The following is a 25149-nucleotide window of genomic DNA, read 5'->3' as shown; positions in this document are numbered from 1 at the left end:
CGCAAGCCTTGCTGCGCTATAGCTTCGGCGAACGCCACGCGGCTGCCACAGCAGCGATCAGCATGAGCAGGGCTGCAACCACCGCCGACGCCGCAAAACCGAATGTGGAATAAAGCGGTCCGAACGCCGTGGTGCCGACGAACACCGCGAGATAGGTCACCGCGCTGTTCAAGCCCATGATCGTGCCGCGCCGCGCAGGATCGAGCGCGGACAGGCGCATCACCAGGACATTCAGGCCGAAATGATTGGCAAGGCCCCAGACGGCTATCATCGCTATGGTCAGATGGAAACTACTGCTCGCCGCGGCAATCGCGACATAGACGGCCGCGACGAGCAGGTAGGCAAATGGCATGACACGCCGCGCGCCCAGGCGGTCGATAACGCCGTCAAGAAGTGCCGCCGCGCCAAATCCGGCGCCATAAGCGAGCGCGGCCAGCCCGTTGGCGCTGACCGGCCGTCCCAAGCCATTGTGAAGGTGATCGCCAAGATAGCCATAGACACCGTAGAACGCGGTCATGAATGCGGCGCAGGCAACCAGAAGCGGCACTATGCCGGGGACGCTCAAAGCGCCCAGCGGCGTCGGCGCCGGGCCGCTCTTCCTGACATCGCTCAGCGACGTCAGCGTCAGGCTTGCCAATGCGAGTGCTGAGAGCACCGCGACCGCCGCGAAAACGGCGCGCCAATGCACCAGGTCGGCAAGTACGGCCGACAGCGAAACCCCGGCGATCATGCTCAGCGTCCAGCCGGTCAGCACGACGCCTATGGTGCCGCTTTCGCGGCCGGGCGGTGCAATCGCGGCGGAGCTGGCGTAGATTGCCGGCATGGCGACACCTGCAGCGATGCCGGCGAGAAGCTGGGCCGCGACCAGCGCCGTCACCGTCGGCGCAGCAGCGCTGGCGACGAGCGCTATCGCCAGCAGCAGCAACGCTCCTTGCAGCATGCGGCGGGCACCAAGCCGGTCGATATAGCGCGCCAGGAACAAAGCGCTCGCCGACGTACCGAGCCCGAACGCGGCGGACGCGATCATAACCGCCGGCACGCTTGTGCCGAAGGACGCGGCAACCGCCGGTGCGATCGGACCGAGCACCAGCGAGTTCGAGCCGATCACGGCAATGCATCCGGTGAGGAGGTAAGCGAGCGCCGGGATAGGCGGCCTTGCCGTAAATGTTGCGACTTGATCATTGTTCGACATATGGCGATATTGGCCGTACTAAATTCTGCATCAATAGGGAATTTCATTATGGATGAAGAAACAGATGGCATTCCGCAGAACAGGCCTGCCGCCCGCGATATCGATGCAATCGACCGAAAAATATTAAGCGTTCTGGTCGACGACGCCACGATCAGCTATGCCGAGCTCGGCGACCGCGTCGGCCTTTCACCGCCGGCAGCCCATGAACGCGTCAAGCGCCTGCGGCGCAGCGGTGCCATCCGCAACACCGCGATCATCATCGATCCAAAAGCGGTGCACAAGCCGCTGCTTGCCTTCGTCCATATCGACACCAAGGGGTGGGGCAAGACGCCGGAGCTGATGGCAATCTCCGAACACCCCGAAGTCGAGGAGATTCATTCGGTGGCCGGCGACACATGCATGCTGATCAAGGTCCGCACCGAGGACACGCGGGCACTCGAAGGCCTGTTGTCGCGCCTCTACGAAACGCCTGGTGTCACCTCGACCCGAAGCTACGTCGTGCTGTCGACCTATCTCGAGCGGCCGGTGCAGCCGGGGATAACGACGGAATGGCCGACCCCCCGGCACATGGCCAAGCCGCTTTATTAGCTCATACGATCCTCACGCGTATCCAACGTCGAACCGGAAACGTCTTAGGCACTGCATCCTGTGGTCATCCGTCGGGCCGGTTCGTTTGCGCCGGTTTTTGGATCCGACGGAATGCCTGTTGCGCAACCGGAGACACGCGATGAGAAAATTAATCGTAGGCAGCTTCATTTCGCTGGACGGCGTCATCGAAGCACCAATGGAATGGGCCTCGCCCTTCTTCGACGAGGAGATGAAGGAACACTCATATGAAAAGGCCGGCGAGGCGGATTTTTTCCTGCTCGGCCGCATCACCTATGAAATGTTTTCGGCGCGTTGGCCGCAGGTCAAAGGCAGCAAGTACATGGACCGCATGAACGGGCTGAACAAGCTCGTCGCTTCGCGCAGCCTCAAGGCAGTGAGCTGGAACGCGTCGCTGATCGAAGGCGACGTCGCTGCCGAAATCGCCAGGATCAAGCAGCAAACCGGCGGCAACATATTGAAGTATGGAGTGAGCAATCTCGACCAGACGCTGCTCGCCAACAGGCTTGTCGACGAGTATCAACTCTCGATCGTGCCGACCCGCGTCGGGCATGGCAAACGCGCTTTCCAGGATGTCGACCCGTCCCTGGTCAAGCTGGAGCTTATAGATACGCACCGTTTCAAGAACGGGGTCATTACGCTGACCTATGTCCCGCTGTGATCCGCCGCCGAATTGAATGCCGATGAAGATGCAGCCAAGACTTGACCCGACCGGGCTTTTCGACGTCCGCTACGCCGGCTTCCTGGAGACAGTCGCGCATTTGCGTGGACGGCTGCACCGCTACTGTGCACGTATGACCGGTTCGACGCTCGACGCCGAAGACGTGATGCAAGAGGCGCTGTTCGAGGCCTATCGGAAGATCGAGAAGCTGGACGATGCGACTGCTCTTCGCCCCTGGCTGTTTCGCATTGCACATAATCGCTGCATCGATTTCCTGCGAAGCCGGCAGGTGCGTCAGCATGCGGAGGCCAATTTCGTCGAAGACGAGATCATCCTGCCGGTCGAGCCGGCGGGCAAGGGCGCGGATCGCGCGATGGAACGGCTGGTGATCCACCTGCCGCCCAAGGAAAGCGCCTGCGTCCTGCTCAAGGACGTCTTCGACTATTCGCTGGAAGAGATCGCCGATCTCGTCGGCTCGACCGTGGGTGGCGTCAAGGCCGCGTTGGGCCGTGGCCGCTCCAAATTGGGCGCCTTGTCAGGCGAGCCAATCGTGCGTTCGGAGCCCCAACGCGATCCGGAACTTCTGGAATTGCTCAGCCGCTATGTCGAACTGTTCAACCGCCGCGACTGGGACGGGGTTCGGGCGTTGACCAGCGCCGACGCACAATTGCGGGTCGCGGATTGCTTCAAGGGCAGGCTGTCGGAATCACCTTACTTCGTCGAATATGAAAGAGCCTCGACGGCCTGGAAAATGGCGATTGGCATGATCGATGGCGAGGCGGTGCTGCTCGTGCTCCACCATGGCGAAGACGGTTGGAAGCCGGCCCATCCGGTTCGGATCGAAGCCGCTGGCGGGACCATAAATCGCATCACCGATTATTATGCCTGCCGCTGGATCATGCCGACGGCTGGTGCGGTGGTCGTTTCCAGGCCGGCCTAACCAACAGGACATGCAAGTGTCCGGCATCAACCTCAATGAAATGGGATCAATGCCGGACAAGACATAGGGGGCTTACTGAAGCTTCGCCTGCAAGGCGTTGACGTCATCCGTCGTCATTTCGCCATCGGTCGTCACCTTGCCGTCGACGATCTTCCAGAGCCGGAACGGGCCGGTGATGTCGCCGTACTTATCGAAGGCTACAGGGCCGATGACGCCTTCGTAGCGGATCGGCTTGCCGTCCTTGATCAGGCCGAGCGCCTTGGCGAACTCGTCCTTGCCGGCATAGATCGGCGTGCCGGCCGGATCGACCGCCTTGTACATCGCGTCCTTGATCTTGGCCGGATCCTCGGAGCCGGCAATCGCGATAGCCAAGCCGACAATGGCGCCGGCATCATAGGACCGGTCGGCCGCCGGGTTCGACGGCTCAATGCCCGAAAATTCCTTGTAGTTCTTGGTGAAATATTCGGTCGATGCGGTCGGGCTGGTGCCCGAGGAAGTGCCATAGGCATCCTTCAAATAGTCGGCGCCGACGGATTCGATGAAATCCGGGCTGTTCATGCCGTCATTGAGCAGGAATTTCTGGACACCGCCCTGCGAAATCCAGGTACGGGCGATGGTTGCGCCATCGACAGGCGTGCTGACGAGGTAAAGCCCGTCCGGTTCGCCGGCCATGGCCGCGGTTACCTCCGAGGCATAGCTCGACTGCTTTTCATTGTAAGGCGTGTCGGAGACGATGGTGCCACCGAGCGCCTTATAGGCACGCGAGAATTCCGCCACCATGTTGACGCCGAAGTCGTTGTTGACGTGGATGACCGACAGCTTCTTGAAGCCCTTGTCGATGGCATATTTGGCGGCGGCGACGCCCTGCAGAGCGTCCGAGGTGATGGTGCGGAAAAAGATGCCGTTGGTCTTGCCGTCGCGCCCGAGCGCCGTCAGCGTCGGCGACGACGAAGCCGGCGACACCTGGACGATCTTGGCCGGCGCGGTGACCGAGGTCAGGATCGGGATCGACACAGAGGAGATGATGCCGCCTATGATCACCGGCACCTTCTTGACCTGCACGAGCTGGGTTGCGGCGTCGACCGCAATGTTGCCCTGGCTCTGGCTGTCGCGCGTGTCGGTCGCGAGATCGCAGCCGCGGACGCCGCCCGCATCGTTGATGTCGCGGAAGGCCATCTCGACCGATTTGGCGCCGGCCTGGCCGTACTCGCCAGCCGGGCCTGTCAGTTCCATGACGAGGCCGACGGTGATCTTGCAATCGGCGGCTTGCGCTGCGCCGGCCGCTGTCAGCAGAGCGAGCGCGGTGGTGATCTGAAGTATGGTCTTTTTCATTGTTGTTCCCCTTTCGTTGCACGACTCTCATTGATGTCTTGAGCCTGTTCAGCCTTCCGGCATCTGCAGCCAGGTTTCATGCAGATGTCGCCATTCGACGCCGTTGCGCGCCGATGAACTGGTGGTGAAAACGGCACTCGAGCGGCGGCGGCTATGTTTGCCGGCGCGCTGCTGCGCTTCGATGTAGCTGACGACGATCGTGTCGCCTTGTTGCCAGCCGGCCCTGATTTCCTCGATCGAGATGGTGAAATGGCCGTCACATGTGGCGCGGCTTGCCCTGACATGGTCGAGCACCGCGTCACGATCGAGGACCTGGCCATCCGGCACAACCATGCAGAAGCCTTCGCCCATGACGCGTTCGAAGCGCATGAAATCTGAATTGTCCGCACTCGCCGCATTGAACCAGTCGACGAAGAAGCGGTGGAGATCGACCACCTCGGCGCTGGCGCGGGAAAGCAAGGAGGGCTTTTCGTCCATGGCCGCGTTCATTTCCTGCCTGCATTCAAATTGTAATGCATGATCGAGCCGTGGCGGCCGTGACGGTCGCGTTCCAAAGTGTAGACGTCGCCCAGCGGCCCACGGCTTTGCGCGATCACGGCAGCGATCCTCGCCCGGTCGTCGGCATCGAGCGCGACGTCCATGATTCTGGCATTGGCAAGGGCGTGCGCCTGGTTGCGGGCGCCGACGATGACGGCCGCCACTTGCGGCTGCTCCAGCACCCAGGCGCTGGCGATGGTGGCGATATCGACGCCGTGGCGGTCGGCGACGGCCTTCAGTGTGCGAAGCAACTCCTGGAAAAGCTCCCAGCCACCAAAGTCGTCAATGATCAGCTTGTATTTGACCAGCGATCGGTTTTCGAGCGGCGTCTGCGGCTCGGCAGCGCCAAGCCATTTTTCGCTGAGGAAGCCGCCCGCCACCGAACCGTAGCAGAGGAAACTGACGCCGTGCCGGCTGGCGAGCGCTGCAAGGCTGTTGGCTGGCCGCTGGTCGAGCACCGAGTATTGCAATTGCTGGCTGACCAGCGGCACACCGGCCGCCAGGATCTCTGCCAACCGCGGCGTGTCGAAGTTCGTGGTGCCGATGTTGCGCACCTTGCCTTCCCTGCGGATTTCGTTGAGCCAGCCCATCGCTTCGACGTAGCCGGGCAGCGCATAGTCCCACCAGTGGAACTGCACGAGATCGAGCCGCTCGGTCTTCAGCCGCCGCAGCGACTGCTCGACGATGCCTCTGATGTAGTCGCGGCTGATATTGGAAAGCCTCTCCAGGTCAGGCACCAGCTTGGTGTGCACCTTCATTTTGGCGGCAGCATCAAGGCCACGCTCATTGGCAAGGCGCAGGCGTGCCGCGCCGATCAGCTCCTCGACACCGGTATAGATATCGGCGCAATCATAGGTCCTGATGCCGGCGTCGAAGGTGGCGATCAGGTCGGTTACCGCCTGTTGGCGGTCGATCGCGCCGTGCCCGCCGGCAAGCTGCCAGCCGCCGCGAATAACGCGCGAGATCGTATAGCCGGGGCTGAGCTCGAAAGCCTTGGCGGTCATCTCCGGTCATTCTCCTTCGGCAGCGGCACCGCCGTCGTTTCGGCATGGCTGAACCGCCGCTTGCCGGTCCTGACGATCCTCAGCCGGCTGGCACAATTGGGATCCGGACAAGCGATCTCGGCGTCCGACGTCATCCAGTCGTTCCTGTGGGTCGGGCGCTGCTTTGCGGCCAGAAGCGGCAACACTGCCGCAATGGAATAGATCGAGAAACCTTGCCCCGCCGGCATCGACAGCATCTCGCCCTTCAACTCGAAATAGTCGCCGGGCTTGGCGCCGCAATAGATCGGCTTGCCCTCGGGGATAACCGCCTCGACACGAAGGTCGAAGAGCTCAAAACTGTCGTCGGTCTCAGCCATTCAGATCTCCACCCGGGTGAAGGTGATGTCGCAGGCACCGTTGCGGCGGATCACGCCACAAGCGGCTGCGAATTTGTCGCGATCCTCAGGCACCACCTGCGCGACGACGCTTCCGGCAAGCCAGCCGATCGGGAACAGCAGGCGTGCACCCGCTCCGTAGAACAGGCCGACGTCAAAGATGGCATTCGGGTTGCCGCCCCACATGCGCGGCGGCACGTAGGACAACACGATGTCGCCCGGCTGCGGCGTCAGCGTTGCGTTCTCCGCCGGCAAGGGCCTGGCATAGGTTTGGCCCTCAAGTTCGGCTGATGGAACCGGGCAGGAGATTTCCGGCCCCGTCCACATAGCATGGATGCCGGAAACGACGCGCGGCTGCTCGAGATACGCCACCAGGAAGGCGGCGTTGTCGGGCGCCTTTTCAGGCAACAGAAGCGCGGTCACGGAAAGCTTCGAGCGTGGCTCGGTGATGCTGATGCCAGGCGCCGTCATGCCCTCAATCCTTCCTTGCTTGTGGATTGGAGCTTGTCGCGCAGAAAGGCGAAGGGCCGGCTGATATCGGCCACCAGCGCCTCGCGCGCCGCTTGCGCATCCTGCCTCGCAAGCGCTGCGACGATGCTGCGGTGGTAGTGGGCCGTATCGACCTCGCCGGCGTCGGAGAAGGCGTAGATGGCAACGCGGATGCAAGGCCCGGATTGCAACCACAGGCTCTCGATCATCGGGATCAGCACGGCGGAACCGCAGCAACGGTAGATCTCGAAGTGGAAGCTCTGGTTGAGCGTGGCCTCGCGGTCGATATCCTTCTTGTGCTTCAGCGCCCGCATCTCGTCCCATTCGCCGAGCATGGCCTCGACCGAAGCAATCTGGCGCGCGTTCATGCGCGTGGCGGCCAGGGCGATCGCTTCGCCCTCGATCAGGGAGCGGGCCCGCAAGAGGTCGTCGATGCGCTCCAGCGTGATCGGCGGCACGCGCACCGAACGGTTGGGAAGCGCCTCCAGCGCCTTCTCGGTGATCAGCCGTCCGAGCGCCTCGCGCACCGGCATGGTGCTTGTGACCAGCGCGTCGGCGAGGCCGCGGATGGTTAGCACCTGGCTCGGCTCGAAAAGGCCGCCGATCAAGGCGCGGCGCAGCTCCGAATAGACGCGATCCTGCACGGTCTCGCGGCCGACCGGCGTAAGCTGGGCTGCGATCACCTCATTGTTCTTTTCGATGGCGGCCTTCTGCATGGGCAATCCCGGTCTTGGCCGTTTTCGGCTTGCGGAAGAAATTAAAGCCGAATAGCGTGATCAAAGCAAGTGTGATCACAAATCAAATCATTGGCGGCGAAGATCGCTTTCGGCCTGAGGGATTCATGGGCGACACGACGGAACGGCAGGAGGAGATCCGCACGCCGGTTCTGACGGCCAGGAACGTCGTCAAGCGCTTCGGCGGCCTCGTCGCGGTCAACAATGTCTCGTTTGACGTCCGGCCGGGTGAAATACTCGGCCTCATCGGCCCGAACGGCGCCGGCAAGACCACGATGTTCGACCTGCTCGCCGGCAGCATTCTGCCGACCAGCGGCGAAATCCTCCTCAATGGCGTATCGGTGTCGGGGGAAGCAGCCCATCGCCGCATCGGCCGCGGCCTTGGCCGCACGTTCCAGATCCCCCGGCCCTTGCCTAACCTGACGCTGATCGAAAACGTCATGCTGGCCGCGCAAGGACAGACTGGAGAAAAACTGCTCGCCAATTTCCTGACGCCCCGGCGGGTCGCTGCCGAAGAAAGGGCTGCCGAGACAAGAGCCGTCGAACTGCTCGAGCTCGTCACGATCGCTCACCTCGCGCACGAACCTGCGCGCGTGCTTTCAGGCGGCCAGCGCAAGCTGCTCGAGTTGGCCCGCGTGATGATGGCCGACCCGGCGATCATCCTGCTCGACGAGCCGGCAGCCGGGGTCAACGCAACCCTGCTCGAGGTCATTATCGATCGCATCCGCGACATCAATGCGCGCGGCATCACCTTCCTGCTGATCGAGCACAATATCGACATGGTGACGCGGCTTTGCCACCGCGTGCTGGTCATGGCGAGCGGCCAGCTTCTGTGCGAAGGCACCCCGGAGGAGGTGGCGCGCGACCCGCGCGTCATCGAGGCGTACCTCGGAGGCACGGCATGAGCCAAAAGGTACTCGATGTCCGCGATCTCGAAGCCGGCTACGAGCCTGGCGTTCCGATCGTGCGCGGCGCTTCGATCACCGTCGACCAGGGCGAGATCGTCGTCGTTCTCGGTCCCAACGGCGCCGGCAAGTCGAGCCTTATCAAGGCCATCGCCGGCCTTGTCCCGATCACCGGCGGCACGGTGCTGCTGGACGGCAAGGATATCACGGCGTCGCCCGCTCACATCATGGTCCGCCTTGGCCTTGCCTTCGTGCCACAGACAGAGAACATCTTCCCGCTGATGTCGGTCGAGGACAATCTCAGGGTCGCCTGCGGCATCCTGAGGCCGCGCGAGGTCCCCGCCCGCATCGAGGAAATGTATGCGGCCTTTCCCGATCTCGCCCGTCAGCGCAGAACGGCCGCGGGCAATCTGTCGGGTGGACAGCGGCAGATGCTGGCTGTCGCCCGGGCGTTGATCGTCCATCCCAAGGTGCTGGTGCTCGACGAGCCGTCGGCCGGCCTGTCGCCGAAGTTCGTGGCGACGGTGTTCGAGATGCTGGCCGGCATCCGAAAGTCCGGCGTCACCATCCTGCTGGTCGAACAGAACGCCAAGGCAGCGCTTGCCATTGGAGACCGCGCCTATGTGCTGGTCGAGGGCAGGGAGCGGCACCAGGGCGTCGCCTCCGAGCTCTGGAACGACCCGGTCGTGGCTGAACTCTATCTTGGCCAGCGCCGCCTCGATCTTGGACAAGGAAGCGCGGCATGAACCTGCAATTCGTCGTCGACGGACTGCTGGCAGGGTCGATGATCGGCCTCGGCGCCATCGGCGTGACACTCACCTATTCGATCCTGCGCTTCTCGAACTTCGCCCATGGCGACTTCATGGCCTGGGGCGCCTATGCGACGCTCGCCGTGGTTGGCGCCATTGGCGCGATTTTCGGCAAGATCGCGCCGATCGCGCCCCTCTCCTTCGGTTGGCCGCTGATCGTCGCGCTCATCATCGGCATGGCGGCCACCGGCCTGCTGGCGCTGGTGCTCGACATGGTGCTGTTCGCGCGGCTGCGGGCCAAGGGCCAGGCGATCATCGTGGTGATGGCCAGCTTCGGCGCCTCGATGGCGCTGAGAAGCCTGCTCGAATTCATCTTCACCTCGCGTCCGACCTATTTCAGCCGGGCGATCCAGATCGCCATGCCGATAGGTTTCGGCATCCGCATCACCCCGGACCAGATCGCGCTGCTGCTGCTGACCGCCGTGCTGGTGCTCGGCGTGCATCTCCTGATGACGCGGACCCAGACCGGCCGCTCGATGCAGGCATTGAGCCAGAACGCGGCACTTGCCCGCATCGTCGGCATCGACGTCGCCAGGGTGGTGCGCGTCACCTGGATCATCGGCGGCGCGCTGGCCTGCGTCGCCGGCGTCATGATCGGCATTCTCATCCAGATCCGCCCGTTCATGGGTTTCGAGATGCTGCTGCCGATGTTCGCGGCCGCCATCCTCGGCGGCATCGGCAGCGTGCCTGGCGCCGTTCTCGGCGGCCTGATCATCGGCATGGCCGAAGCGGCTGCCGTGCATTTGATCGGCGCCGAATGGCGGGCAGCCGTCTCGTTCATCATCCTGATGGCGGTGCTGTTCGTGCGGCCCATCGGCCTTTTCGGAGTGAGGGAACGCTGATGGATCTGCTCGGCTACGGCGCCTTCTTCCTGACCACCGCGCTGATCTTTTCGCTCATCACGCTCGGGCTCAATCTGCAATGGGGGCTGACCGGGCTTTTCAATGTCGGGGTCGCCGGCTTCGTTGCCATCGGCGCCTACACCTCGGCGCTGCTGACCACGCCCGACGATGCCGCGCGCCTGGGCGGCTTCGACCTGCCGATCCTTATCGGCTGGCTTGGCGCCATGCTGTTGGGCGGCGTCACCGCCGCCATCACCGGCATTGCCACGCTACGCCTGAGATCGGACTATCTGGCGATCACTACTTTCGGCGTCGCCGTCGTCGTGCAACTGGTAGCGCTCAATGCCCAGAAGCTGACCGGCGGGCCGTTCGGCATCGGCTTTATTCCGCGTCCGTTCGGCGGCCTTGCCGAAACGCCGTTGCTGTTCAACCTTTCGAACCTTGCGATCGTCTCGGTGGTGACGCTGATCGTCTATCTCGCGCTGGAGCATCTGTCGCGCAGCCCGTGGGGGCGCGTGTTGAAGGCGCTTCGCGAGGATGAGCGGGCCGCGATATCCCTAGGCAAAAGCGCACGGTTCTACCGCGTCCAGGCCTTTGCCGTCGGTGGCGCCATCATGGCGCTTGCCGGTGCGCTGCAGGCGCATTTCACCGGCTTCATCGCCCCGGACAATTATTTGCCGGCACTGACTTTCCAGGTCTGGGTGATGCTGATCGTCGGTGGCTCGGGCAGCAACATCGGCGCCGTCATCGGCAGCATCCTGGTCTGGGCGATATGGGCCGGATCGGGAGCCTTGACCAGTATGTTGTTCTCGCCGGAACAGCAGGCCCGCGCCGCTTCGCTGCAGATCGTCGCCATCGGCGTGATGCTGTGCGTCATCCTTCTGGTCAGGCCGAACGGCCTGTTTGGCGACAGGCCGCGGCGTCCAAGGTTCGGCAAACGTCGACGCGTGGCCCCGAGCGAGAGCGGCTCATGAACGGCGTGACCGGGCCGCACGGCGTTTCCCTTTGGCATGCCGTCAGCCGCAGTCGCCGCGACCGGCCCACCCTCGAAGGCGCACTCGATGTCGATCTGGCAATTGTCGGCGGCGGTTTTTCAGGCCTTTCCACCGCGCTGCACAGTGCCGAGAAAGGCAACTCGGTTGCCGTCCTCGAGGCGGAAATCATCGCCTGGGGGGCAACCGGCAGGAATGCCGGCTTCGTCGTGCCGAATTTCGCGAAAAGAGACCCCGACGATATCATTGCCCAGCTCGGCCCCGAACGCGGTGAACGCCTTGTCGATTTCGCCGCCGGGAGCGCCGACCTCGTCTTCGACCTGATCAGGCGGCATGCCATCGAATGCGATTCCGTCCAGAGCGGCTGGATACAACCAGCCCATTCACCGGCCGCTTTGCAAAAGACCAGATCGCGCGCCGAACAATGGGCAAGGCGCGGAAGGCCGGCTGTTGCGCTGGACGGACAGGCGGTCGAAGAGCTGACCGGCGTTCGCGGTTATCTCGGCGGCTGGATCGACAGATCGGGTGGCGTCCTCAATCCGGTCGAACATGCGCGCGGATTGGCCGACGCGGCGGAAAAGGCCGGAGCGCGCATCTTCGAGAATACGCGTGTCGCGTCGATCGATCACATAGGCGATGGTTGGGCTTTGAAGACGGCCTCCGGTTCGGTACGGGCAGGAAAGGTGCTGGTCGCCACCAACGCCTATGGCGGGTCGCTGAACCGCACGCTTGAGCGAACCTACATCCCGCTGAAAATCTTCCAGATCGCGACGGCGCCGCTGCCGCGCGAAGTGCGCACTCGCCTGCTTCCTGGCGGGCAAGGCGTCGGCGACACAAGACGCAATCTCTTCACCTTCCGCTTCGACGGCGAAAACAGGCTGATCACCGGCGGCATGCATGTTTTTGGCCCCGGTGCCGACACGCGGGTGCCGCGGGCGATCTGGCGGCGGCTTGCCAGATATCTCGATCTCCCGGACATCCCGCCGCTTGAATACAGCTGGTCGGGGATGGCTGCCGTCGAGCCCAACTTCCTGCCGCACCTCGTCGATCTCGGCCCCGGGCTGATCGCCGGCTTCGCGTGCAACGGACGCGGCATCGCCATGACCACTGCGATGGGCAAGGTGCTTGCGGATTGGGCTGATGGAATAAAGCCTCAGGATTTGCCGCTGCCGTTTGCGCCGCCGTCGCCGATCCCGTTCCATAGCCTGATGCGGCATGCACCAAACATGGTGCTCCCCTGGAGCATGCTGCGCGACCGGCTGGATGGCTGATCGACGTGCGTCTCCGGCCGCCGTCCTGATACCCGAACTGCTAGACTCGCCCACACCATGTTGTTAACGACAGCGGATGAAGCAGAACTATCTTTATCTCATCATCGGCGCTTTGGCCGTCGCCGTTATTGCGTTGGGGATTTACGTTTATCGCGAGGAGACTAGGCCGAAAGGCGTGGAACTTCGCATCGACGATTCCGGCATTTCAGTTCAGGAAAAATAGACCGCGTAGTCCTGTTGCCCGACTTTGCACTGGAAGTCGGCTTGTACCGCCTCACCCCAACTCCAACGTCGTTATCGCAAAAACTCCGGACTGCACGAGCTGCGGCGCCTTTCCCTTGTACATCCGAGCCGTCTCGAAGCCCGGTTGAAGGCCTGCGGACGACAGCAAGTCTGCAAATTGCCGGCTGGTTTCGGGAACGTCGAGATGGACGTTTCCGGGACCGGACATGTGCGCGAGCGCGGCGAAGAGATGGCTTGCCGCGTCCAGGCTGCCGGCAAAGAGCGGGCCGATCTTGCAGCCGTCCCGGCATTGGCGCGCGACGCCGTATCCCGCAATGGCGCCGTGCTTGAGGATCGCAAGCGCCATATGCGGCGGGCGCAGCCAGTGTTCCAGGAAGGATCGCCTCGGACCGGGAAAGAAGCGGCGGTCATAGTCCAGTATGTCCGGCACGAGTTCCGGCCCTATGGCGCGAATGTCGTTGCCGACGGCTGCCGGCACATTCGGTGACCCCATGAACCGGATCGTCCGGTAGGCCGGTGCAAAACCCATGCTGCGGTAGTTGACCTGCTGTTCGACAACGCCGTCGAGGCCGATCGTGCGGTTGCCGAGCCGCGCTATGCCGGCATCCCAGACCGCCTTGCCATGACCTTGGGCACGCCTGTTCGGCCGGCAGATGTAGAGGCCGATGAAGCCGAAACCGTCGCCATAGGCAACGGCCGAAATGCCGGCCGCCATCTCGCCATCGATAAAGGCGCCGATGAAGCCCTGCGGGTCGGCTGCCTGAAACAGCGCGGCATCGTTAAGGCCGGGATTCCAGCCTTCCGCCGCCGCCCAATCGACAAGGGTTTGCACTTCTTCACGTGCGAGCGTTCGGATCGTTCGGGGCATTGCGATCACTCGGCGGCGCCAGGCGCGAAGGATTTCAACGCGCCATGATAAGACTTTGCCAACGGGCTTGCATAGGCGCCGCGCTTGGATGTCGTCAGGCCAAGGGCGATCAATGCCTCGGCCTGTTTCACGGCAGCGCCCACGCCGTCGATGACCGGAAGCCCGAATTCCCGCTGCAGCGCCGCCGCCAGATCGGCCATGCCGGCACAGCCGAGCACGATCGCCTCGGCGCGATCCTCGTCGATGGCGCGCGCAATCTCGCTGCGCAGCCTGAGCAGTGCGTCGGACGCCGGATCTTCGAGGGCAAGAACCGGGATGTCGGCGGCGCGCACGCGTGCCCGCCCCGCCATGCCATAGCGTTGCACCAGGCCTTCGACCGGCACGCGCGAACGTCCGGTGGTGGTGACGACGGTGAAGCGCTGGGCGATGAACGAGGCCGTGCTGAGCGATGCCTCGCAAATGCCGATGACCGGAATGTTGGCCATGGCGCGCGCGGCATCGAGGCCGGTGTCGTCGAAACAGGCAATGATCGCGGCTTGCGCGCCGGAGCGTTCGCCGGCGGCGATCTCGACCAGCAGGCCGGGCACGGCAAGTGCTTCATCGTAATAGCCTTCGATCGATACAGGTCCCATCGACGAGGTGACGGCAACGATCTTCGTCGATTGAGCAGCGACCGATCGGGCTGCCGCCGCGATAGTGTCGGTCATGCTGGCGGTGGTGTTTGGATTGACGACGAGGATCTGCACTGTCAGGCACGCTCGCGGCGGCGGCCGACATAGACGATTGCGCCGAGCGTCAGCAGGATCACCAGGAAGGAAAACACGGTCGTCACGGTGCCCAGCGCATAGAGCACCGGCGTCGTGACATTCGTCGTCATGCCGTAGATTTCGAGCGGCAACGTGTTGAACGTGCCCGAGGTCATCAGCGTGCGGGCGAACTCGTCATATGACAGAGTGAAGCCGAACAGGCCGACGCCGATCAGGCTGGGCGCGATCATCGGCAGCACGACATGGGCAAAGGTCTGCCACGACGATGCTCCGAGATCGCGCGCGGCTTCCTCATAGGCTGGCGAGAACCGGTTGAAGACAGCAAACATAATCAGCACGCCGAAAGGCAAGGTCCAGGTCAGATGGGCGCCGAAAGCGGAGGTGTACCAGGCGGGGCGGAAGCCGATCTGCTGGAAGACGACGCCGATGCCGAGACTGATGATGATCGACGGCACGACCAGGCTGGCGACGGCCAGATAGAACAGTGCGGTTGCGCCGCGAAATTTCTGCCGGAAGGCCAGGCCGGCGAGCAGCGACACGGCGACAGTGACGACCATCACCATCAGGCCAAGGACGAGCGAGCGTTTGAAGCTGCCGCCGAAGTCGCCGACCGCCTGGCGCTCGAACAAATTGGCGAACCAGTGCAGCGACACGCCGTTCAGCGGAAATGTCAGACCGCCGTTCTCGCCCTGGAAAGAGAGGATCAGGATCGCCGAAAGCGGGCCGTAGAGGAACAACACGAAAAGACCGAAGAACGCCGCCAACACATAGAATTCGAGGGTGCGCTTGTCCTGGCTCATCGCCTCACAGCTCCTTGCGGATGTCGACGATGCGCAGGATGCCCGCGACCATCAGCAGCACCAGCACCAAGAGCACGACGGCGTTGGCGGCGGCTGCCGGATATTGCAGCAGCGACATCTGGTTCTTCATCATCAGCGCGACGGAGGCGCTCTGCCCGCCGGACATCACCTGCACCGTCGAGAAATCGGCCATCACCAGGGTGACGACGAAAATGGTGCCGATCGCCATGCCGGGCTTGGCGAGCGGAATGACGACGTTCCACAGAACCTGCCAGCCGGAAGCGCCGGCGTCGCGCGCGGCTTCTATCAACGACTTGTCGATGCGCATCAGCGTGTTGAAGATCGGCGTCACCATGAACAGCGTATAGAGATGCACCATGGCCAGCACCACGGCGAATTCGGAATAGAGCAGCCATTCGATCGGCTTCGGGATCAGCCCCATTTGCACCAGCGTCGAGTTGACCAGGCCATTGCGGCCAAGCACCGGAATCCACGAGATCATGCGGATGATGTTGGAGGTCAGAAACGGCACCGTGCAGACAAGGAACAGCACCATCTGCATGGCCGTGGTCCTGATATGGAAGGCAAGGAAATAGGCGACCCAGAAACCGATGAACAGCGTCAGCCCCCAAACGATGGCGGCGTATTTCAGCGTATTCAGGTAGGTTTTCCAGGTGACCCAGGAGCCGAGCGTGTCGGAATAATTGGTGGTCAGGAAATCCGGATACATCGCCGCGAAATCGTAATCCCAGAATGAGACCACGGCGATCATCAGGATCGGCAGCAGGAGGAACGCGCCGAGGATCAGCGCCAGCGGTGCCGCCTGGAGATAGGGTGCGACTCCGGCAAAGGAGCGCCTACGTCTGGCAGACTTTGCAGACGTAACGTGCGTGGATTGTTCGAGCGCTACTGCCATCTATATCTCGGTCGAAGTCGGCGATGCGACTGAGGGGTGTTCCCTTCTCCCCCTGTGGGAGAAGGTGGCCGAGCGAAGCTCGGTCGGATGAGGGGTGTTCCAGCTTGGCACCAACAGTGCTCCGTCCAGCACCCCTCAACCGTCTTGGCGCTGCGCGCCAATCCACCTTCTCCCACAAGGGGAGAAGGCAGAGGGCATCAAGCAGCGATGAACTCGTTCCAGCGCTTCACCATGTAGCGGTCCTCGTCCATGACCGAGTTCCAGCAGGCGACCTTGCCCATGCGCTCTTCGAACGAGCCGCCGTCACGCACGGCGCCAGCCTTTTCCATGACCTTGCCGTCCGGCGACAGGATATCGCCCTTTGCCGGCTTGCCTTCGATCCAGTAGCCCCACTCGTCCTCGGACATGAACTTCTTGGCCGACACCATGTTGGCCGAGTAATAGCCCTGGCGGTTGAGATAGCCGCCAACCCAGCCGGACGTGTGCCAGTTGATGTATTCATAGGCGGCGTCGAGTTCGGCGCCGGAGAGATGGGCTGCCAGGCCAAGCCCGCCACCCCAGGACCGGTAGCCTTCCTTGAGCGGCTGGAACCGGCACGCGATGCCCTTGGAGCGGACCGCGGCCACGGCCGGCGACCACATCGACTGGATTACGACTTCGCCTGAAGCCATCAGGTTGACGCTCTCGTCGAAGGATTTCCAGAAGGCGCGGAACTGGCCGGCTTGCTTGGCCTTGATCAGGAAGTCGATCGTCTTGTCGATCTCCTCCTTGGTCATGTTGCCCTTGTCGGCGTATTTGATGTTGCCCGTTGCCTCCATGATCATCGCCGCATCCATGATGCCGATTGACGGGATGTTGAGGATGGCGGTCTTGCCCTTGAAGGCCGGATCCATGATGTCGGCCCAGGTGGTGATATCGCGGCCGACGAGGTCGGGGCGGATGCCAAGCGTATCGGCATTGTAGATCGTCGGCACCATGGTGAACCAGTTGGTCGGCGCCTTGGCGAAGACCTTGCTGTCCTGCGCCTCGACGTAACCGACGGTATGCGGCGCGGTGCCCTGGGCAATGACGCTGTCCGGCGTCAGCTTGCCGGTTTTGAACAGCGGCACCAGCTCGTCGTAATATTTCAGCTTGGTGACATCCATCGGCTGCAGGACGCCTGTCGGGAACACCTTCTTGCAGATCCAGTATTCGATGTCGGCGATGTCGTAGCTGTCGGGCTGCGTCACGGCGCGCTGCGCGGCGGCGTCGGAATCGGTTGCTGTCATCTCCAGCGTGATGCCGAGGTCGGCCTTGCACTTGTCGGCGATGGCATTGAGGTTGGATACGCCGGTGCCGAACTGGCGCAGCGTGATGTTCGATTGCGCCCAGATGGTCGGAAAGCCTGATATGGCGCCGGAACCGGCGGCGAAACCGACGGCGGCGGCACCTGTCTTGAGCAGCGAACGTCGCGATATTCCAGTCTTCTTGTCGGTGGTGTTGGTCATGTTCAGTTCCCCTGTTTTGGTTGGTTATGCTGGATTTCAGGAATCGAGACGGCCAAGGACGATCGCGTCCTCGGCGTCCCAGGCGATCGGCACTGCGTCGCCGACGGCAACCGGCCTGGCGAAGAAGCTGGTGTCGTCGACGATTACCGTGAAATCCTCGATGCCGGCGCCATTGACCGAGAGCTTCACGGTCGAACCGCGGTACTCGACGTTTGAAACGATGCCGGTGAAGCCGAGCCCGGCTGCCGCCGGCACGCCGATGCGCACGTGGTCGGTGCGAATGGCGATGTCGATGGGCTCCCCGGTCTCCCTGCCCTGCCCGCTCGCGGCGAACGCGACGCCGCCGGGCACGTCGAAAACGACCATGCCGTCGCGACTACCGGCGACGCGGCCGGAGATGACGTTGTGGTCGCCCATGAAACGAGCGACGAAGGCGGTGGCCGGCCGCTCGAACACCGTGCGCGGGTGCGCCGCCTGCTCGATTCGGCCGTCGTTCATCACCACGATCAGGTCGGCCAGCGCCATCGCCTCTTCCTGGCTGTGGGTGACGTGGACGAAAGTGATGCCGAGCGATGTCTGCAGCTTCTTCAGTTCGGCCCGCATGCGGATCTTCAGGAACGGATCGAGCGCCGAAAGCGGTTCGTCGAGCAACAGCGCCTCGGGATCGGTGATCAATGCGCGGGCAAGAGCAACGCGCTGCTGCTGGCCGCCGGAAAGCTGCGCCGGACGACGGCTGGCATAGGCCTCCATCTGCATCAGCTTCAGCATGTCGAGTGCCTTGGCGCGGCGCTCTTCCTTGCCGACGCCCTTCATCTTCAGGCTGAAGGCGACATTGTCGATCAGGTCGAGATGCGGAAACAGCGCGTAGGACTGGAACATCATGGCGGTGCCGCGCCTGGCCGGCGGCAGGTCGGTAACCACTGTGTTGCCGAGACGCACGTCGCCGCTCGATATGCTCTCGTGCCCGGCGATCATGCGCAGCGTCGAGGTCTTGCCACAGCCGGACGGACCGAGCAGGCAGCAATAGGTTCCCGCAGGGATTTTCAGGCTGATGCCTTCGACGGCAGTCGTCGCGCCATAGACTTTCGAAACGGACACAATGTCGATTTCGGCGGCTTTGGACATCCAGCTTCCCCTTTGGTCGGATTAGCCAAAGCATCATGCGTGCCAGTTGCGCACCGCCGCACCAACCGGCTGAATCCTCGAAGAAATCAGGGCCGCCTCTATATGGCTGCCGATACGGCATCCTTGTGCAATGCACAAATTATAGGCGATTGCCACCGATCCTCGCGAAAATCGTATGCAATCTTTTTCGTTCCTGTATTCACTTTGTCTCTCGTCCAAGCGACGCGATTCAGGATAGAAGAAGGCAGGACCACTGCCATGAACATTGCCAACCAGACTATCCCTGCTATCGAGGCCGCCAACGAGGATCGCGCGCAGGCGATCCGCGACCAGTTGCGCGACGCGATCGTCGATCGCCGGCTGGCGCCGGGAACCAAGCTTTCCGAGGGCGAAGTCGGCACGCTGTTCGATGTCAGCCGCACCGTGGCGCGCGCCGCACTGCAGATGCTCTCCTTCGAGGGATTGGTGCGCACCGAGCGCAATCGCGGCGCCTTCGTCGCCAATCCGTCGCCGGAGGAAGCGCGGCAAGTTTTTGCTTCGCGCCGGCTCATCGAACCCGGCATCGCGATTGCCGCCGTCGGGCGGATGACGCCGGCGCATGTCGCCGCGTTCAAGGCCCAGCTCGACGAAGAAGGCCGTTTCATCGCCGAACGCGGACCGAATGCAAGGCGATCGGAGATCAAGGCGTCGGGGGATTTTCACCTGCTTCTGGCGTCGGTCGCGGGAAACGTCATCCTGCAGCGCTTCATGGAGGAATTGGTCGCTCGTTCATCGCTGGTGATCGCACTCTATGGCCGCTCGGGTATCTCGAGCTGCGGCCACAACGAACACACGCAGATCCTCGAAGCGCTGGAAAATGGCAATGCCGAACGCGGCAGCGCCCTGATGCTGCACCACATCGACCATATCGAGGCCGACCTCGATTTGCGCGTCAGGAGCGGCCCGGCACTCAGGCAGGCGCTCGAGTTCTGAGGTCACTTCAACGCACGATCCTCACGCACATCGGCGTGCCGATGTCGATGGATCGGCCGGTATCGGTCAGCCGGCCGGTTGCGGCATCACGGGCGAAAATCGAGATGCGGTCGGCATTCTGGTTGGCCGAGAACAGATGGCCGCCCGAAGGCGTCAGGGCCAGGTTGCGCGGCGTGGCGCCCCCGCAAGGCGTATAGCCCACAAGGGCAAGTCTGCCGGCTTGCTGGTCGACCGAAAACACGGCGATGCTATTATGGCCGCGGTTGGAGCCATAGAGGAAGCGGCCGTCGGGCGAGATCTGGATGTCGGCGCAGTGATTGCCGTCGCGCGCCTCGGGCGGCACCGCCGGCTTACTGTCGATCACCGCAAGCTTGCCTGATCCGTCTTCCAGCGCCAGCGAGACGACCGTCGAATCCAGCTCGTTCATGACGAACACGAAGCGGCCGCCCGGATGCAGCGCGAGATGGCGCGGACCAGCCCCCGGCGCAAGCGCCGATTCGGCGAGCTTCGTCAGACTGCCGTCTGAGCCGATGCGATAGGACACCAGCTGGTCGATGCCGAGGTCGGCGACGATCGCAATGCCGCCGGCAACCGTCTCGGTTACGCTATGGGCGTGCGGCCGCTCCTGGCGTGCGGGGTCTGGTCCGGTCCCGCTATGGGCGACGCTCGACAACGGTGCGGTCAGGCCGCCATCCTCGCGCAGCCCCAAAACCACGACCGAGCGATCGGGGCCGCCCTCGCCCATGCCGTAATTGGCGACCAGCAGCTTGGTCCCGTCGCGCGTGATGGTGTTATGCGCCGTGATGCTGCCCAGCGTCGGCTGCTTGTTGATGTAGGACAGCGTGGCGGTCTGCCTGTCGAAACGGTAGGCCGAGACAACGCCTTCGCGCCAGGTGAACACTTCGGAATTGGCGTAGACGTGGGAGCCGTGCGGCGTCACCGACAGGAAGGTCGGATTGTCGATGTCTTCCGTCTCGGCCAGTTTCTTTGTCTCCAGCGTCCCCTCGTCGAAACTGTAGACGCCCAGCCCGACGCCGCGCGCGCCCTGAAAATATGGGGCGTCGCGATTGAGGCTGCCGACGAAAACCAGACAGGCATTCTGCATCACTTCCTCCCATGTTCCGCCGGCATGGGCCGCGACGGAGCCGCCAAAATTTCGCCGAGACTCGCTTGCATCACAACCCCATATGTGAAAATACTATTCACAAAAGAAGATTGACGGGAGGATCGATCATGCATTTCGCTGTCCTGCGGCGCGCCCTGATGGACGATTCCCGCTCCCAGAGGAAGTCGTCATGAGCGGTTTCGCGCCAACCGTGGGCGTGGCATCGACACACCCCGCCAACATGCCTAGGGATCACGCCGACCTTCCCGTCTGGAACGCGGAGAACTGGTTCTACGAAGACTGGCCGGTCGGCCAGAAGATCCGCTCGCTGCGCAGGACCATTGCCGAGGGCGACAGCCATCTTTTCAACGCGCTGGTGCTCGATATCCATCCTTACGTGCAGGACCAGATGTTCGCCGAAACAGAAGGCATCTTCGGCAAGCGCCTGGTCGCCGGCGCCTTCGTGTTCTCGGCCGGGCTCGGCCTCGTTGCCACCAATTGCATCAACGCTTTTTCCTATGGCTACGACAAATTGCGCTTCATCAAGCCGGTGTTCATCGGCGACACGATCTATTCGATCCGCTCCAACCTCGACAAGAAGCCAAAATACAAGGAAATGGGGCTGATCCGCGCCAGCTATGAAGTCTTCAAAGGTGAAGGCGAGCTTGTGCTTTATTGCGAGCACCTGCAGACGGTGAAGTACCGCAATCCGGCCGATTTCGCCGGCAAGACGGAGAAATAGGCAATGGCTGCCATTGCCGAACTGCCGCTGACCGGGCTCATCGTTGTCGATATGAGCCAGTTCTTGTCCGGCCCCTACTGCTCGCTCAGACTGCTCGACCTCGGCGCTCGCGTCATCAAGATCGAACGGCCGGATGGCGGCGACCTGTCGCGCCGACTCTATCTCAGCGACACCGAGATCGGCGGCGATTCCACTATCTTCCACGCGATCAACCGCGCCAAGGAAAGCTTTGCCATCGACCTCAAGGACGAGGCCGATCTTGCGGCACTGCGCGGCCTGCTGGCCAGGGCTGACGTGCTGATCCAGAACTTCAGGCCCGGCGTCATCGAACGACTGGGCTTCGATTATGAGGCGGTGCGCAACATCAATCCGAGCCTGGTCTACGCCTCGATCAGCGGCTATGGCGAGGAAGGCCCATGGGTCAAGCGGCCCGGGCAGGATCTGCTGGCGCAGGCCCGCTCCGGCGTCATGTGGCTGAACGGCGACGAGGACCAGGGGCCGGTGCCCTTCGGCCTGGCGATCGCCGACATGCTGGCGGGTTCGGCCGCCGCGCAAGGCATCCTCGCCGCACTGGTGCGGCGCGGTGTGACCGGCAAGGGCAGCCATGTCGAGACCAGCCTGCTCGAAGCGCTGGTCGACTTCCAGTTCGAGGTGCTGACCACGCATCTCAATGATGGGCGCCGGCTGCCGCGGCGGTCGAGCTTCCGCAGCGCGCACGCCTATCTGTCGGCGCCCTACGGCGTCTATCCGGCCAAGGACGGCTATCTGGCGATCGCCATGACGCCGATCTCGAAACTCGCCGATCTCCTCGGGCTCGAGGAACTTGCGCCCTACCGCGATCAGCCGTCGACCTGGTTCACTGCCCGCGACGAGATCAAGGCGATCATCGCGCAAAAAATCGCGACGAAAACGGTCGACGAGTGGCTTGCCATCCTCGAGCCTGCCGACATCTGGTGCGCCAAGGTTTTGACCTGGCCGGAAATGATGGCCAGCGAAGGCTTCCAGGTTCTCGACATGTTGCAGACGGTGACGCGCGAGGATGACGTTTCGATCCTTACCACGCGCTCGCCGCTCAGGGTCGACGGCATCCGCGCCAAGGTCGAGCGGGCCGCCCCACGCATCGGCGAGCACAGCGCAAAAATCCGCGCGGAGTTCGGGCTGTGAGCGACGTCATGCTCAAAGGCATGACCTGGAGCCATCCGCGCGGCTATGACCCAATGGTCGCCTGTTCGGCGCTGTGGAAGGAACGGACCGGCGTCACTATCGAATGGGACAAGCGCTCGCTGCAGGATTTCGAATCCTTCCCGGTCGAGGAACTGGCCCGCGCCTATGATCTGATCGTCATCGACCATCCGCATGTCGGCCAGATCATCGCCGAGAACTGCCTGACGCCGCTCGATGTCGCCGGCCGGGAAGCCGAACGTGCAGCACTTGCGGCGGGCAGCGTCGGCCGGTCCTATGCCAGCTACAACTGGCAGGGCCGGCAGTGGGCGTTTCCGATCGACGCGGCCAGCCAGGTGCAGGCATGGCGCCCCGACATGCTCTCGGCTGCGCCGGCGAGCTGGGCCGATGCGCTCGATCTGGCGCGGCAGGGCCGCGTGTTGTTGCCGCTCAGGCCGCCGCATTCGCTGATGGTGTTCTATACGCTCGCCGGCAATCTCGGCCGGCCCGCCGGTGAAGGCCCGGGCGACCATGTGGATCCAGCAACTGGCAAGCAGGTTTTCGAGATGATGCGCGAGATCGCGGCCCTCGTCGACCCGGCCTGTCTTGGCATGGACCCGATCGCGGTTCTTGAGCAAATGGCCGGATCGGGATCGCGGATCGCCTGTGCGCCGCTGATCTATGGCTATGTCTCCTACGCCATCGCCGGATTCCGGCCCAGCCGCGTTGTTTTCGCCGATATCCCTGCTGCGGGCAATGTCGGTCCCAAAGGCTCGGCGCTTGGCGGGACCGGCATCGCCGTGTCAGCCTTTTCGAAGGCCAGGCGGGCGGCCATCGACTTCGCTTACTGGATCGCCAGCGGTGACGTGCAGCGCGGCCCTTACGCCTCGGCCGGCGGCCAGCCCGGCCATGCGGCAGCCTGGGCGGATGCCGCCGTCAACGCCGCCACCGGCAAGTTCTACGTCGCCACCCGAGCCACGCTCGAAGGTGCCTGGGTCAGGCCGCGGCACGACGGCTACATGGCCTTCCAGCAGGCGGCGTCAGATCGGATCAATCTTGGCTTGGGCGAAAGGCACAATGCCGCTCGCGTCGTTGCCGATCTCAATCGCCTGTTTCGGGAGAGCCTTTCGACGCAGGTGTCCGGGGTTGCCGGCGGAGGAGCCTGAAACAACCGAACGGAGGCCTGCGCTCAAGACGTTTCGGGCGTGATTGCTGGATTGCCGACCGAACTGAAGGCGCGATATGACGGCGCGCCGCAGAAGGTGCTGCCGTCGGCCTGGGCCGCACCTGGCCTGGTCATCGTGCTCCTGGTTTCGCTCTACGGTCGCGAGCGGCGCGTGTCGGCGACCATCTGAGGCCGTCTATTCGTTTTAGCCGCGTTTGTGCGACGCCAAGTGATTCCGCTTGGCTGCAAAATGCTCTACAAACTCCACAGCCGCTTGGCGTTGCCGGAGAGCAGCTTTTGCCGTTCATCGTCGCTGGCACCACTGAGCAGCGCATGCGTCGCCGCCACCCAGGTCGCAAGCCCGCCGCCGAGCGTGCAGACCGGCCAGTCGCTGCCCCAGACGACGCGATCCCAGCCGAAGCATTCGATAGTGTGCTCGACATAGGAACGCAGCGTTTCGACAGTCCAGGATCCAGCATCCGCATAGGCGACCACACCGGAAATTTTGCCGGCGACGTTCGGGCGCCGCGCGATCTCCGCCATGTGCTCGCGCCAGGGGTGCTCGGCACTGCCCTTGATGTCGGGCACGCCGCAATGGTCGAGCACGAACTGCACATCCGGCGCGAGGTCGGCGAGTACGATCGCCTTGGGGATCTGGTGCGGCAGGACGACGAGGTCGAAGGTCAGGCCGCTGCCGGCAAGCCGCTTGATGTTTTCACGAAACAGCGCGCCTTCCGACAGTTCATCCGGCATGACGTGCAGCACACGCCGAAAGCCCTTGACGAAAGAATCTTCACGCTGGCGCTCGAGATAGCCGGCAAAGCCCGGCTCTTCCGGACGGCAGGAGGCGATTGCACCGCGTAGCAGGCTGCCCTTCTGCTGCGACAGCGTTTTCACATGGCTGGTCTCGGCCTCGATGTCGGCAGGATCGACATCGACCTCCATGTGCAATGCGCCCTCGATGCCGGCGCGGCGGGCCTGGACTGCATATTCGTCGTAGGAGAAATCGCGGTTGAGCGCCGGCACACCGGCCAGCCAGGGATAGCGCAGCGCGGACTGGTCGATCAGGTGCAGATGAGTGTCGAAGATCATGGTGGCGCGCTCCTCCTT

29 protein-coding genes are annotated in these 25149 nt (G+C 63.2%); 14 read left to right on the top strand and 15 right to left on the bottom strand.

The features are described from left to right. Positions 1 to 16: 16 nt before the first annotated feature. Positions 17 to 1192: an MFS transporter gene (locus NKI63_RS20215; protein ID WP_352688658.1), complete on the bottom strand. Its 1176-nt coding sequence runs from the start codon at positions 1190 to 1192 to the stop codon at positions 17 to 19. Positions 1193 to 1240: 48 nt separating this feature from the next. Between NKI63_RS20215 and NKI63_RS20210 the strand changes: the two genes are divergently transcribed. The 3 genes from NKI63_RS20210 (at position 1241) to NKI63_RS20200 (ending at position 3399) form a co-directional block, all read left to right on the top strand. Beyond that, positions 1241 to 1780, top strand: coding sequence for an Lrp/AsnC family transcriptional regulator (locus tag NKI63_RS20210; protein ID WP_352476516.1), 540 nt, complete (start codon positions 1241 to 1243; stop codon positions 1778 to 1780). 139 nt (positions 1781 to 1919) lie between these two features. Then, positions 1920 to 2459, top strand: a complete 540-nt coding sequence (locus tag NKI63_RS20205) for a dihydrofolate reductase family protein (RefSeq protein WP_352505366.1) — start codon at positions 1920 to 1922, stop codon at positions 2457 to 2459. A 22-nt stretch (positions 2460 to 2481) separates the two neighbouring features. Then, positions 2482 to 3399: a sigma-70 family RNA polymerase sigma factor gene (locus tag NKI63_RS20200; protein ID WP_352823068.1), complete on the top strand. Its 918-nt coding sequence runs from the start codon at positions 2482 to 2484 to the stop codon at positions 3397 to 3399. Between the two features lie 72 nt (positions 3400 to 3471). Here NKI63_RS20200 and NKI63_RS20195 read toward each other — a convergent pair whose 3' ends face one another. From NKI63_RS20195 to NKI63_RS20170, 6 genes are read right to left on the bottom strand one after another with little or no spacing between them, the layout of a single operon-like run. After that, positions 3472 to 4731: an ABC transporter substrate-binding protein gene (locus NKI63_RS20195; protein WP_352590317.1), complete on the bottom strand. Its 1260-nt coding sequence runs from the start codon at positions 4729 to 4731 to the stop codon at positions 3472 to 3474. 48 nt (positions 4732 to 4779) lie between these two features. Continuing rightward, complete coding sequence (locus NKI63_RS20190) at positions 4780 to 5208, bottom strand: DUF4440 domain-containing protein (RefSeq protein ID WP_352823066.1); 429 nt, start codon at positions 5206 to 5208, stop codon at positions 4780 to 4782. Between the two features lie 8 nt (positions 5209 to 5216). After that, positions 5217 to 6272 carry an aldo/keto reductase gene (locus tag NKI63_RS20185; RefSeq protein WP_352743893.1) on the bottom strand — a complete coding sequence of 352 codons (1056 nt, stop codon included), beginning with the start codon at positions 6270 to 6272 and terminating at the stop codon, positions 5217 to 5219. Further along, complete coding sequence (locus NKI63_RS20180; RefSeq protein ID WP_352472221.1) at positions 6269 to 6628, bottom strand: TIGR04076 family protein; 360 nt, start codon at positions 6626 to 6628, stop codon at positions 6269 to 6271. Before NKI63_RS20180 ends, NKI63_RS20185 begins: the two co-directional genes overlap by 4 nt. Next, positions 6629 to 7117 carry a DUF3830 family protein gene (locus NKI63_RS20175; RefSeq protein WP_352823063.1) on the bottom strand — a complete coding sequence of 163 codons (489 nt, stop codon included), beginning with the start codon at positions 7115 to 7117 and terminating at the stop codon, positions 6629 to 6631. Beyond that, positions 7114 to 7851 (bottom strand): GntR family transcriptional regulator, encoded by a 738-nt coding sequence (locus NKI63_RS20170; protein WP_352502975.1) that lies wholly within the window; start codon positions 7849 to 7851, stop codon positions 7114 to 7116. Before NKI63_RS20170 ends, NKI63_RS20175 begins: the two co-directional genes overlap by 4 nt. Before the next feature lie 125 nt (positions 7852 to 7976). Between NKI63_RS20170 and NKI63_RS20165 the strand changes: the two genes are divergently transcribed. From NKI63_RS20165 to NKI63_RS20140, 6 genes are all read left to right on the top strand, one after another. Then, positions 7977 to 8774: an ABC transporter ATP-binding protein gene (locus NKI63_RS20165; protein ID WP_352823060.1), complete on the top strand. Its 798-nt coding sequence runs from the start codon at positions 7977 to 7979 to the stop codon at positions 8772 to 8774. Next, entirely contained in the window at positions 8771 to 9520 is a 750-nt protein-coding gene (locus NKI63_RS20160; RefSeq protein ID WP_352823058.1) for an ABC transporter ATP-binding protein, read from the top strand. Before NKI63_RS20165 ends, NKI63_RS20160 begins: the two co-directional genes overlap by 4 nt. Next, positions 9517 to 10425 (top strand): branched-chain amino acid ABC transporter permease, encoded by a 909-nt coding sequence (locus tag NKI63_RS20155; RefSeq protein WP_352502972.1) that lies wholly within the window; start codon positions 9517 to 9519, stop codon positions 10423 to 10425. The genes NKI63_RS20160 and NKI63_RS20155 overlap by 4 nt, the downstream gene beginning before the upstream one ends. Further along, the gene (locus NKI63_RS20150; RefSeq protein ID WP_352823128.1) at positions 10422 to 11399 is read left to right on the top strand and encodes a branched-chain amino acid ABC transporter permease; all 978 of its coding nucleotides are present in this window, start codon (positions 10422 to 10424) and stop codon (positions 11397 to 11399) included. The genes NKI63_RS20155 and NKI63_RS20150 overlap by 4 nt, the downstream gene beginning before the upstream one ends. Then, positions 11396 to 12688, top strand: a complete 1293-nt coding sequence (locus NKI63_RS20145) for an NAD(P)/FAD-dependent oxidoreductase (RefSeq protein ID WP_352823055.1) — start codon at positions 11396 to 11398, stop codon at positions 12686 to 12688. The genes NKI63_RS20150 and NKI63_RS20145 overlap by 4 nt, the downstream gene beginning before the upstream one ends. 76 nt (positions 12689 to 12764) lie before the next feature. Then, on the top strand, positions 12765 to 12911 hold the full coding sequence (locus NKI63_RS20140) for a hypothetical protein (protein ID WP_352452379.1): 147 nt from the start codon (positions 12765 to 12767) through the stop codon (positions 12909 to 12911). A 51-nt stretch (positions 12912 to 12962) separates the two neighbouring features. On the opposite strand, the gene NKI63_RS20135 is transcribed toward NKI63_RS20140, so the two are convergent. The 6 genes from NKI63_RS20135 to NKI63_RS20110 form a co-directional block, all read right to left on the bottom strand. Further along, positions 12963 to 13799 carry a GNAT family N-acetyltransferase gene (locus NKI63_RS20135; protein WP_352823053.1) on the bottom strand — a complete coding sequence of 279 codons (837 nt, stop codon included), beginning with the start codon at positions 13797 to 13799 and terminating at the stop codon, positions 12963 to 12965. 5 nt (positions 13800 to 13804) lie between these two features. Further along, positions 13805 to 14545 carry an aspartate/glutamate racemase family protein gene (locus NKI63_RS20130; RefSeq protein WP_352472211.1) on the bottom strand — a complete coding sequence of 247 codons (741 nt, stop codon included), beginning with the start codon at positions 14543 to 14545 and terminating at the stop codon, positions 13805 to 13807. 2 nt (positions 14546 to 14547) lie between these two features. Continuing rightward, the gene (locus NKI63_RS20125) at positions 14548 to 15366 is read right to left on the bottom strand and encodes an ABC transporter permease (RefSeq protein ID WP_352451583.1); all 819 of its coding nucleotides are present in this window, start codon (positions 15364 to 15366) and stop codon (positions 14548 to 14550) included. Between the two features lie 4 nt (positions 15367 to 15370). Further along, on the bottom strand, positions 15371 to 16282 hold the full coding sequence (locus NKI63_RS20120) for an ABC transporter permease (protein WP_352823051.1): 912 nt from the start codon (positions 16280 to 16282) through the stop codon (positions 15371 to 15373). 197 nt (positions 16283 to 16479) lie between these two features. Continuing rightward, positions 16480 to 17769 carry an ABC transporter substrate-binding protein gene (locus tag NKI63_RS20115; protein WP_352823048.1) on the bottom strand — a complete coding sequence of 430 codons (1290 nt, stop codon included), beginning with the start codon at positions 17767 to 17769 and terminating at the stop codon, positions 16480 to 16482. Positions 17770 to 17805: 36 nt separating this feature from the next. After that, positions 17806 to 18894: an ABC transporter ATP-binding protein gene (locus NKI63_RS20110; protein ID WP_352823046.1), complete on the bottom strand. Its 1089-nt coding sequence runs from the start codon at positions 18892 to 18894 to the stop codon at positions 17806 to 17808. A gap of 258 nt (positions 18895 to 19152) precedes the next feature. Here NKI63_RS20110 and NKI63_RS20105 point away from each other — a divergent pair, with 258 nt between their 5' ends. After that, a complete protein-coding gene (locus tag NKI63_RS20105; RefSeq protein ID WP_352505385.1) occupies positions 19153 to 19866 on the top strand; it encodes a GntR family transcriptional regulator in 714 nt (237 codons plus the stop codon). 7 nt (positions 19867 to 19873) lie between these two features. Here the strand turns inward: NKI63_RS20105 and NKI63_RS20100 are convergent, their stop codons facing one another. After that, positions 19874 to 20971, bottom strand: coding sequence for a lactonase family protein (locus NKI63_RS20100; protein WP_352823043.1), 1098 nt, complete (start codon positions 20969 to 20971; stop codon positions 19874 to 19876). 190 nt (positions 20972 to 21161) lie between these two features. Between NKI63_RS20100 and NKI63_RS20095 the strand changes: the two genes are divergently transcribed. The 4 genes from NKI63_RS20095 to NKI63_RS20080 are packed head-to-tail and all read left to right on the top strand — an operon-like array spanning position 21162 to position 24229. After that, positions 21162 to 21713 carry a MaoC family dehydratase gene (locus NKI63_RS20095; protein ID WP_352505387.1) on the top strand — a complete coding sequence of 184 codons (552 nt, stop codon included), beginning with the start codon at positions 21162 to 21164 and terminating at the stop codon, positions 21711 to 21713. Positions 21714 to 21716: 3 nt separating this feature from the next. Further along, complete coding sequence (locus NKI63_RS20090) at positions 21717 to 22877, top strand: CaiB/BaiF CoA transferase family protein (protein WP_352823041.1); 1161 nt, start codon at positions 21717 to 21719, stop codon at positions 22875 to 22877. A 20-nt stretch (positions 22878 to 22897) separates the two neighbouring features. Continuing rightward, positions 22898 to 24040, top strand: coding sequence for an extracellular solute-binding protein (locus tag NKI63_RS20085; protein WP_352823126.1), 1143 nt, complete (start codon positions 22898 to 22900; stop codon positions 24038 to 24040). Between the two features lie 39 nt (positions 24041 to 24079). After that, positions 24080 to 24229 carry a hypothetical protein gene (locus NKI63_RS20080; RefSeq protein WP_352823039.1) on the top strand — a complete coding sequence of 50 codons (150 nt, stop codon included), beginning with the start codon at positions 24080 to 24082 and terminating at the stop codon, positions 24227 to 24229. A gap of 65 nt (positions 24230 to 24294) precedes the next feature. Here NKI63_RS20080 and NKI63_RS20075 read toward each other — a convergent pair whose 3' ends face one another. Beyond that, positions 24295 to 25131, bottom strand: coding sequence for an amidohydrolase family protein (locus NKI63_RS20075; RefSeq protein ID WP_352823036.1), 837 nt, complete (start codon positions 25129 to 25131; stop codon positions 24295 to 24297). Positions 25132 to 25149 lie beyond the last annotated feature (18 nt).

Source organism: Mesorhizobium sp. M0410 (assembly GCF_040321435.1).
Lineage (GTDB): Bacteria > Pseudomonadota > Alphaproteobacteria > Rhizobiales > Rhizobiaceae > Mesorhizobium.
The sequence above is the reverse complement of the archived record's forward strand: the minus strand, read 5'-3'. Positions and strand labels throughout refer to the sequence as shown.

Excerpts from the sequence above, each read along its gene's own strand:
- NKI63_RS20215 (WP_352688658.1), bottom strand. The coding sequence starts at position 1,192 with ATGTCGAACAATGATCAAGTCGCAACATTTACGGCAAGGCCGCCTATC.
- NKI63_RS20210 (WP_352476516.1), top strand. The coding sequence starts at position 1,241 with ATGGATGAAGAAACAGATGGCATTCCGCAGAACAGGCCTGCCGCCCGC.
- NKI63_RS20205 (WP_352505366.1), top strand. The coding sequence starts at position 1,920 with ATGAGAAAATTAATCGTAGGCAGCTTCATTTCGCTGGACGGCGTCATC.
- NKI63_RS20200 (WP_352823068.1), top strand. The coding sequence starts at position 2,482 with ATGAAGATGCAGCCAAGACTTGACCCGACCGGGCTTTTCGACGTCCGC.
- NKI63_RS20195 (WP_352590317.1), bottom strand. The coding sequence starts at position 4,731 with ATGAAAAAGACCATACTTCAGATCACCACCGCGCTCGCTCTGCTGACA.
- NKI63_RS20190 (WP_352823066.1), bottom strand. The coding sequence starts at position 5,208 with ATGGACGAAAAGCCCTCCTTGCTTTCCCGCGCCAGCGCCGAGGTGGTC.
- NKI63_RS20185 (WP_352743893.1), bottom strand. The coding sequence starts at position 6,272 with ATGACCGCCAAGGCTTTCGAGCTCAGCCCCGGCTATACGATCTCGCGC.
- NKI63_RS20180 (WP_352472221.1), bottom strand. The coding sequence starts at position 6,628 with ATGGCTGAGACCGACGACAGTTTTGAGCTCTTCGACCTTCGTGTCGAG.
- NKI63_RS20175 (WP_352823063.1), bottom strand. The coding sequence starts at position 7,117 with ATGACGGCGCCTGGCATCAGCATCACCGAGCCACGCTCGAAGCTTTCC.
- NKI63_RS20170 (WP_352502975.1), bottom strand. The coding sequence starts at position 7,851 with ATGCAGAAGGCCGCCATCGAAAAGAACAATGAGGTGATCGCAGCCCAG.
- NKI63_RS20165 (WP_352823060.1), top strand. The coding sequence starts at position 7,977 with ATGGGCGACACGACGGAACGGCAGGAGGAGATCCGCACGCCGGTTCTG.
- NKI63_RS20160 (WP_352823058.1), top strand. The coding sequence starts at position 8,771 with ATGAGCCAAAAGGTACTCGATGTCCGCGATCTCGAAGCCGGCTACGAG.
- NKI63_RS20155 (WP_352502972.1), top strand. The coding sequence starts at position 9,517 with ATGAACCTGCAATTCGTCGTCGACGGACTGCTGGCAGGGTCGATGATC.
- NKI63_RS20145 (WP_352823055.1), top strand. The coding sequence starts at position 11,396 with ATGAACGGCGTGACCGGGCCGCACGGCGTTTCCCTTTGGCATGCCGTC.
- NKI63_RS20140 (WP_352452379.1), top strand. The coding sequence starts at position 12,765 with ATGAAGCAGAACTATCTTTATCTCATCATCGGCGCTTTGGCCGTCGCC.
- NKI63_RS20135 (WP_352823053.1), bottom strand. The coding sequence starts at position 13,799 with ATGCCCCGAACGATCCGAACGCTCGCACGTGAAGAAGTGCAAACCCTT.
- NKI63_RS20125 (WP_352451583.1), bottom strand. The coding sequence starts at position 15,366 with ATGAGCCAGGACAAGCGCACCCTCGAATTCTATGTGTTGGCGGCGTTC.
- NKI63_RS20120 (WP_352823051.1), bottom strand. The coding sequence starts at position 16,282 with ATGGCAGTAGCGCTCGAACAATCCACGCACGTTACGTCTGCAAAGTCT.
- NKI63_RS20115 (WP_352823048.1), bottom strand. The coding sequence starts at position 17,769 with ATGACCAACACCACCGACAAGAAGACTGGAATATCGCGACGTTCGCTG.
- NKI63_RS20110 (WP_352823046.1), bottom strand. The coding sequence starts at position 18,894 with ATGTCCAAAGCCGCCGAAATCGACATTGTGTCCGTTTCGAAAGTCTAT.
- NKI63_RS20105 (WP_352505385.1), top strand. The coding sequence starts at position 19,153 with ATGAACATTGCCAACCAGACTATCCCTGCTATCGAGGCCGCCAACGAG.
- NKI63_RS20100 (WP_352823043.1), bottom strand. The coding sequence starts at position 20,971 with ATGCAGAATGCCTGTCTGGTTTTCGTCGGCAGCCTCAATCGCGACGCC.
- NKI63_RS20095 (WP_352505387.1), top strand. The coding sequence starts at position 21,162 with ATGAGCGGTTTCGCGCCAACCGTGGGCGTGGCATCGACACACCCCGCC.
- NKI63_RS20090 (WP_352823041.1), top strand. The coding sequence starts at position 21,717 with ATGGCTGCCATTGCCGAACTGCCGCTGACCGGGCTCATCGTTGTCGAT.
- NKI63_RS20085 (WP_352823126.1), top strand. The coding sequence starts at position 22,898 with ATGACCTGGAGCCATCCGCGCGGCTATGACCCAATGGTCGCCTGTTCG.
- NKI63_RS20075 (WP_352823036.1), bottom strand. The coding sequence starts at position 25,131 with ATGATCTTCGACACTCATCTGCACCTGATCGACCAGTCCGCGCTGCGC.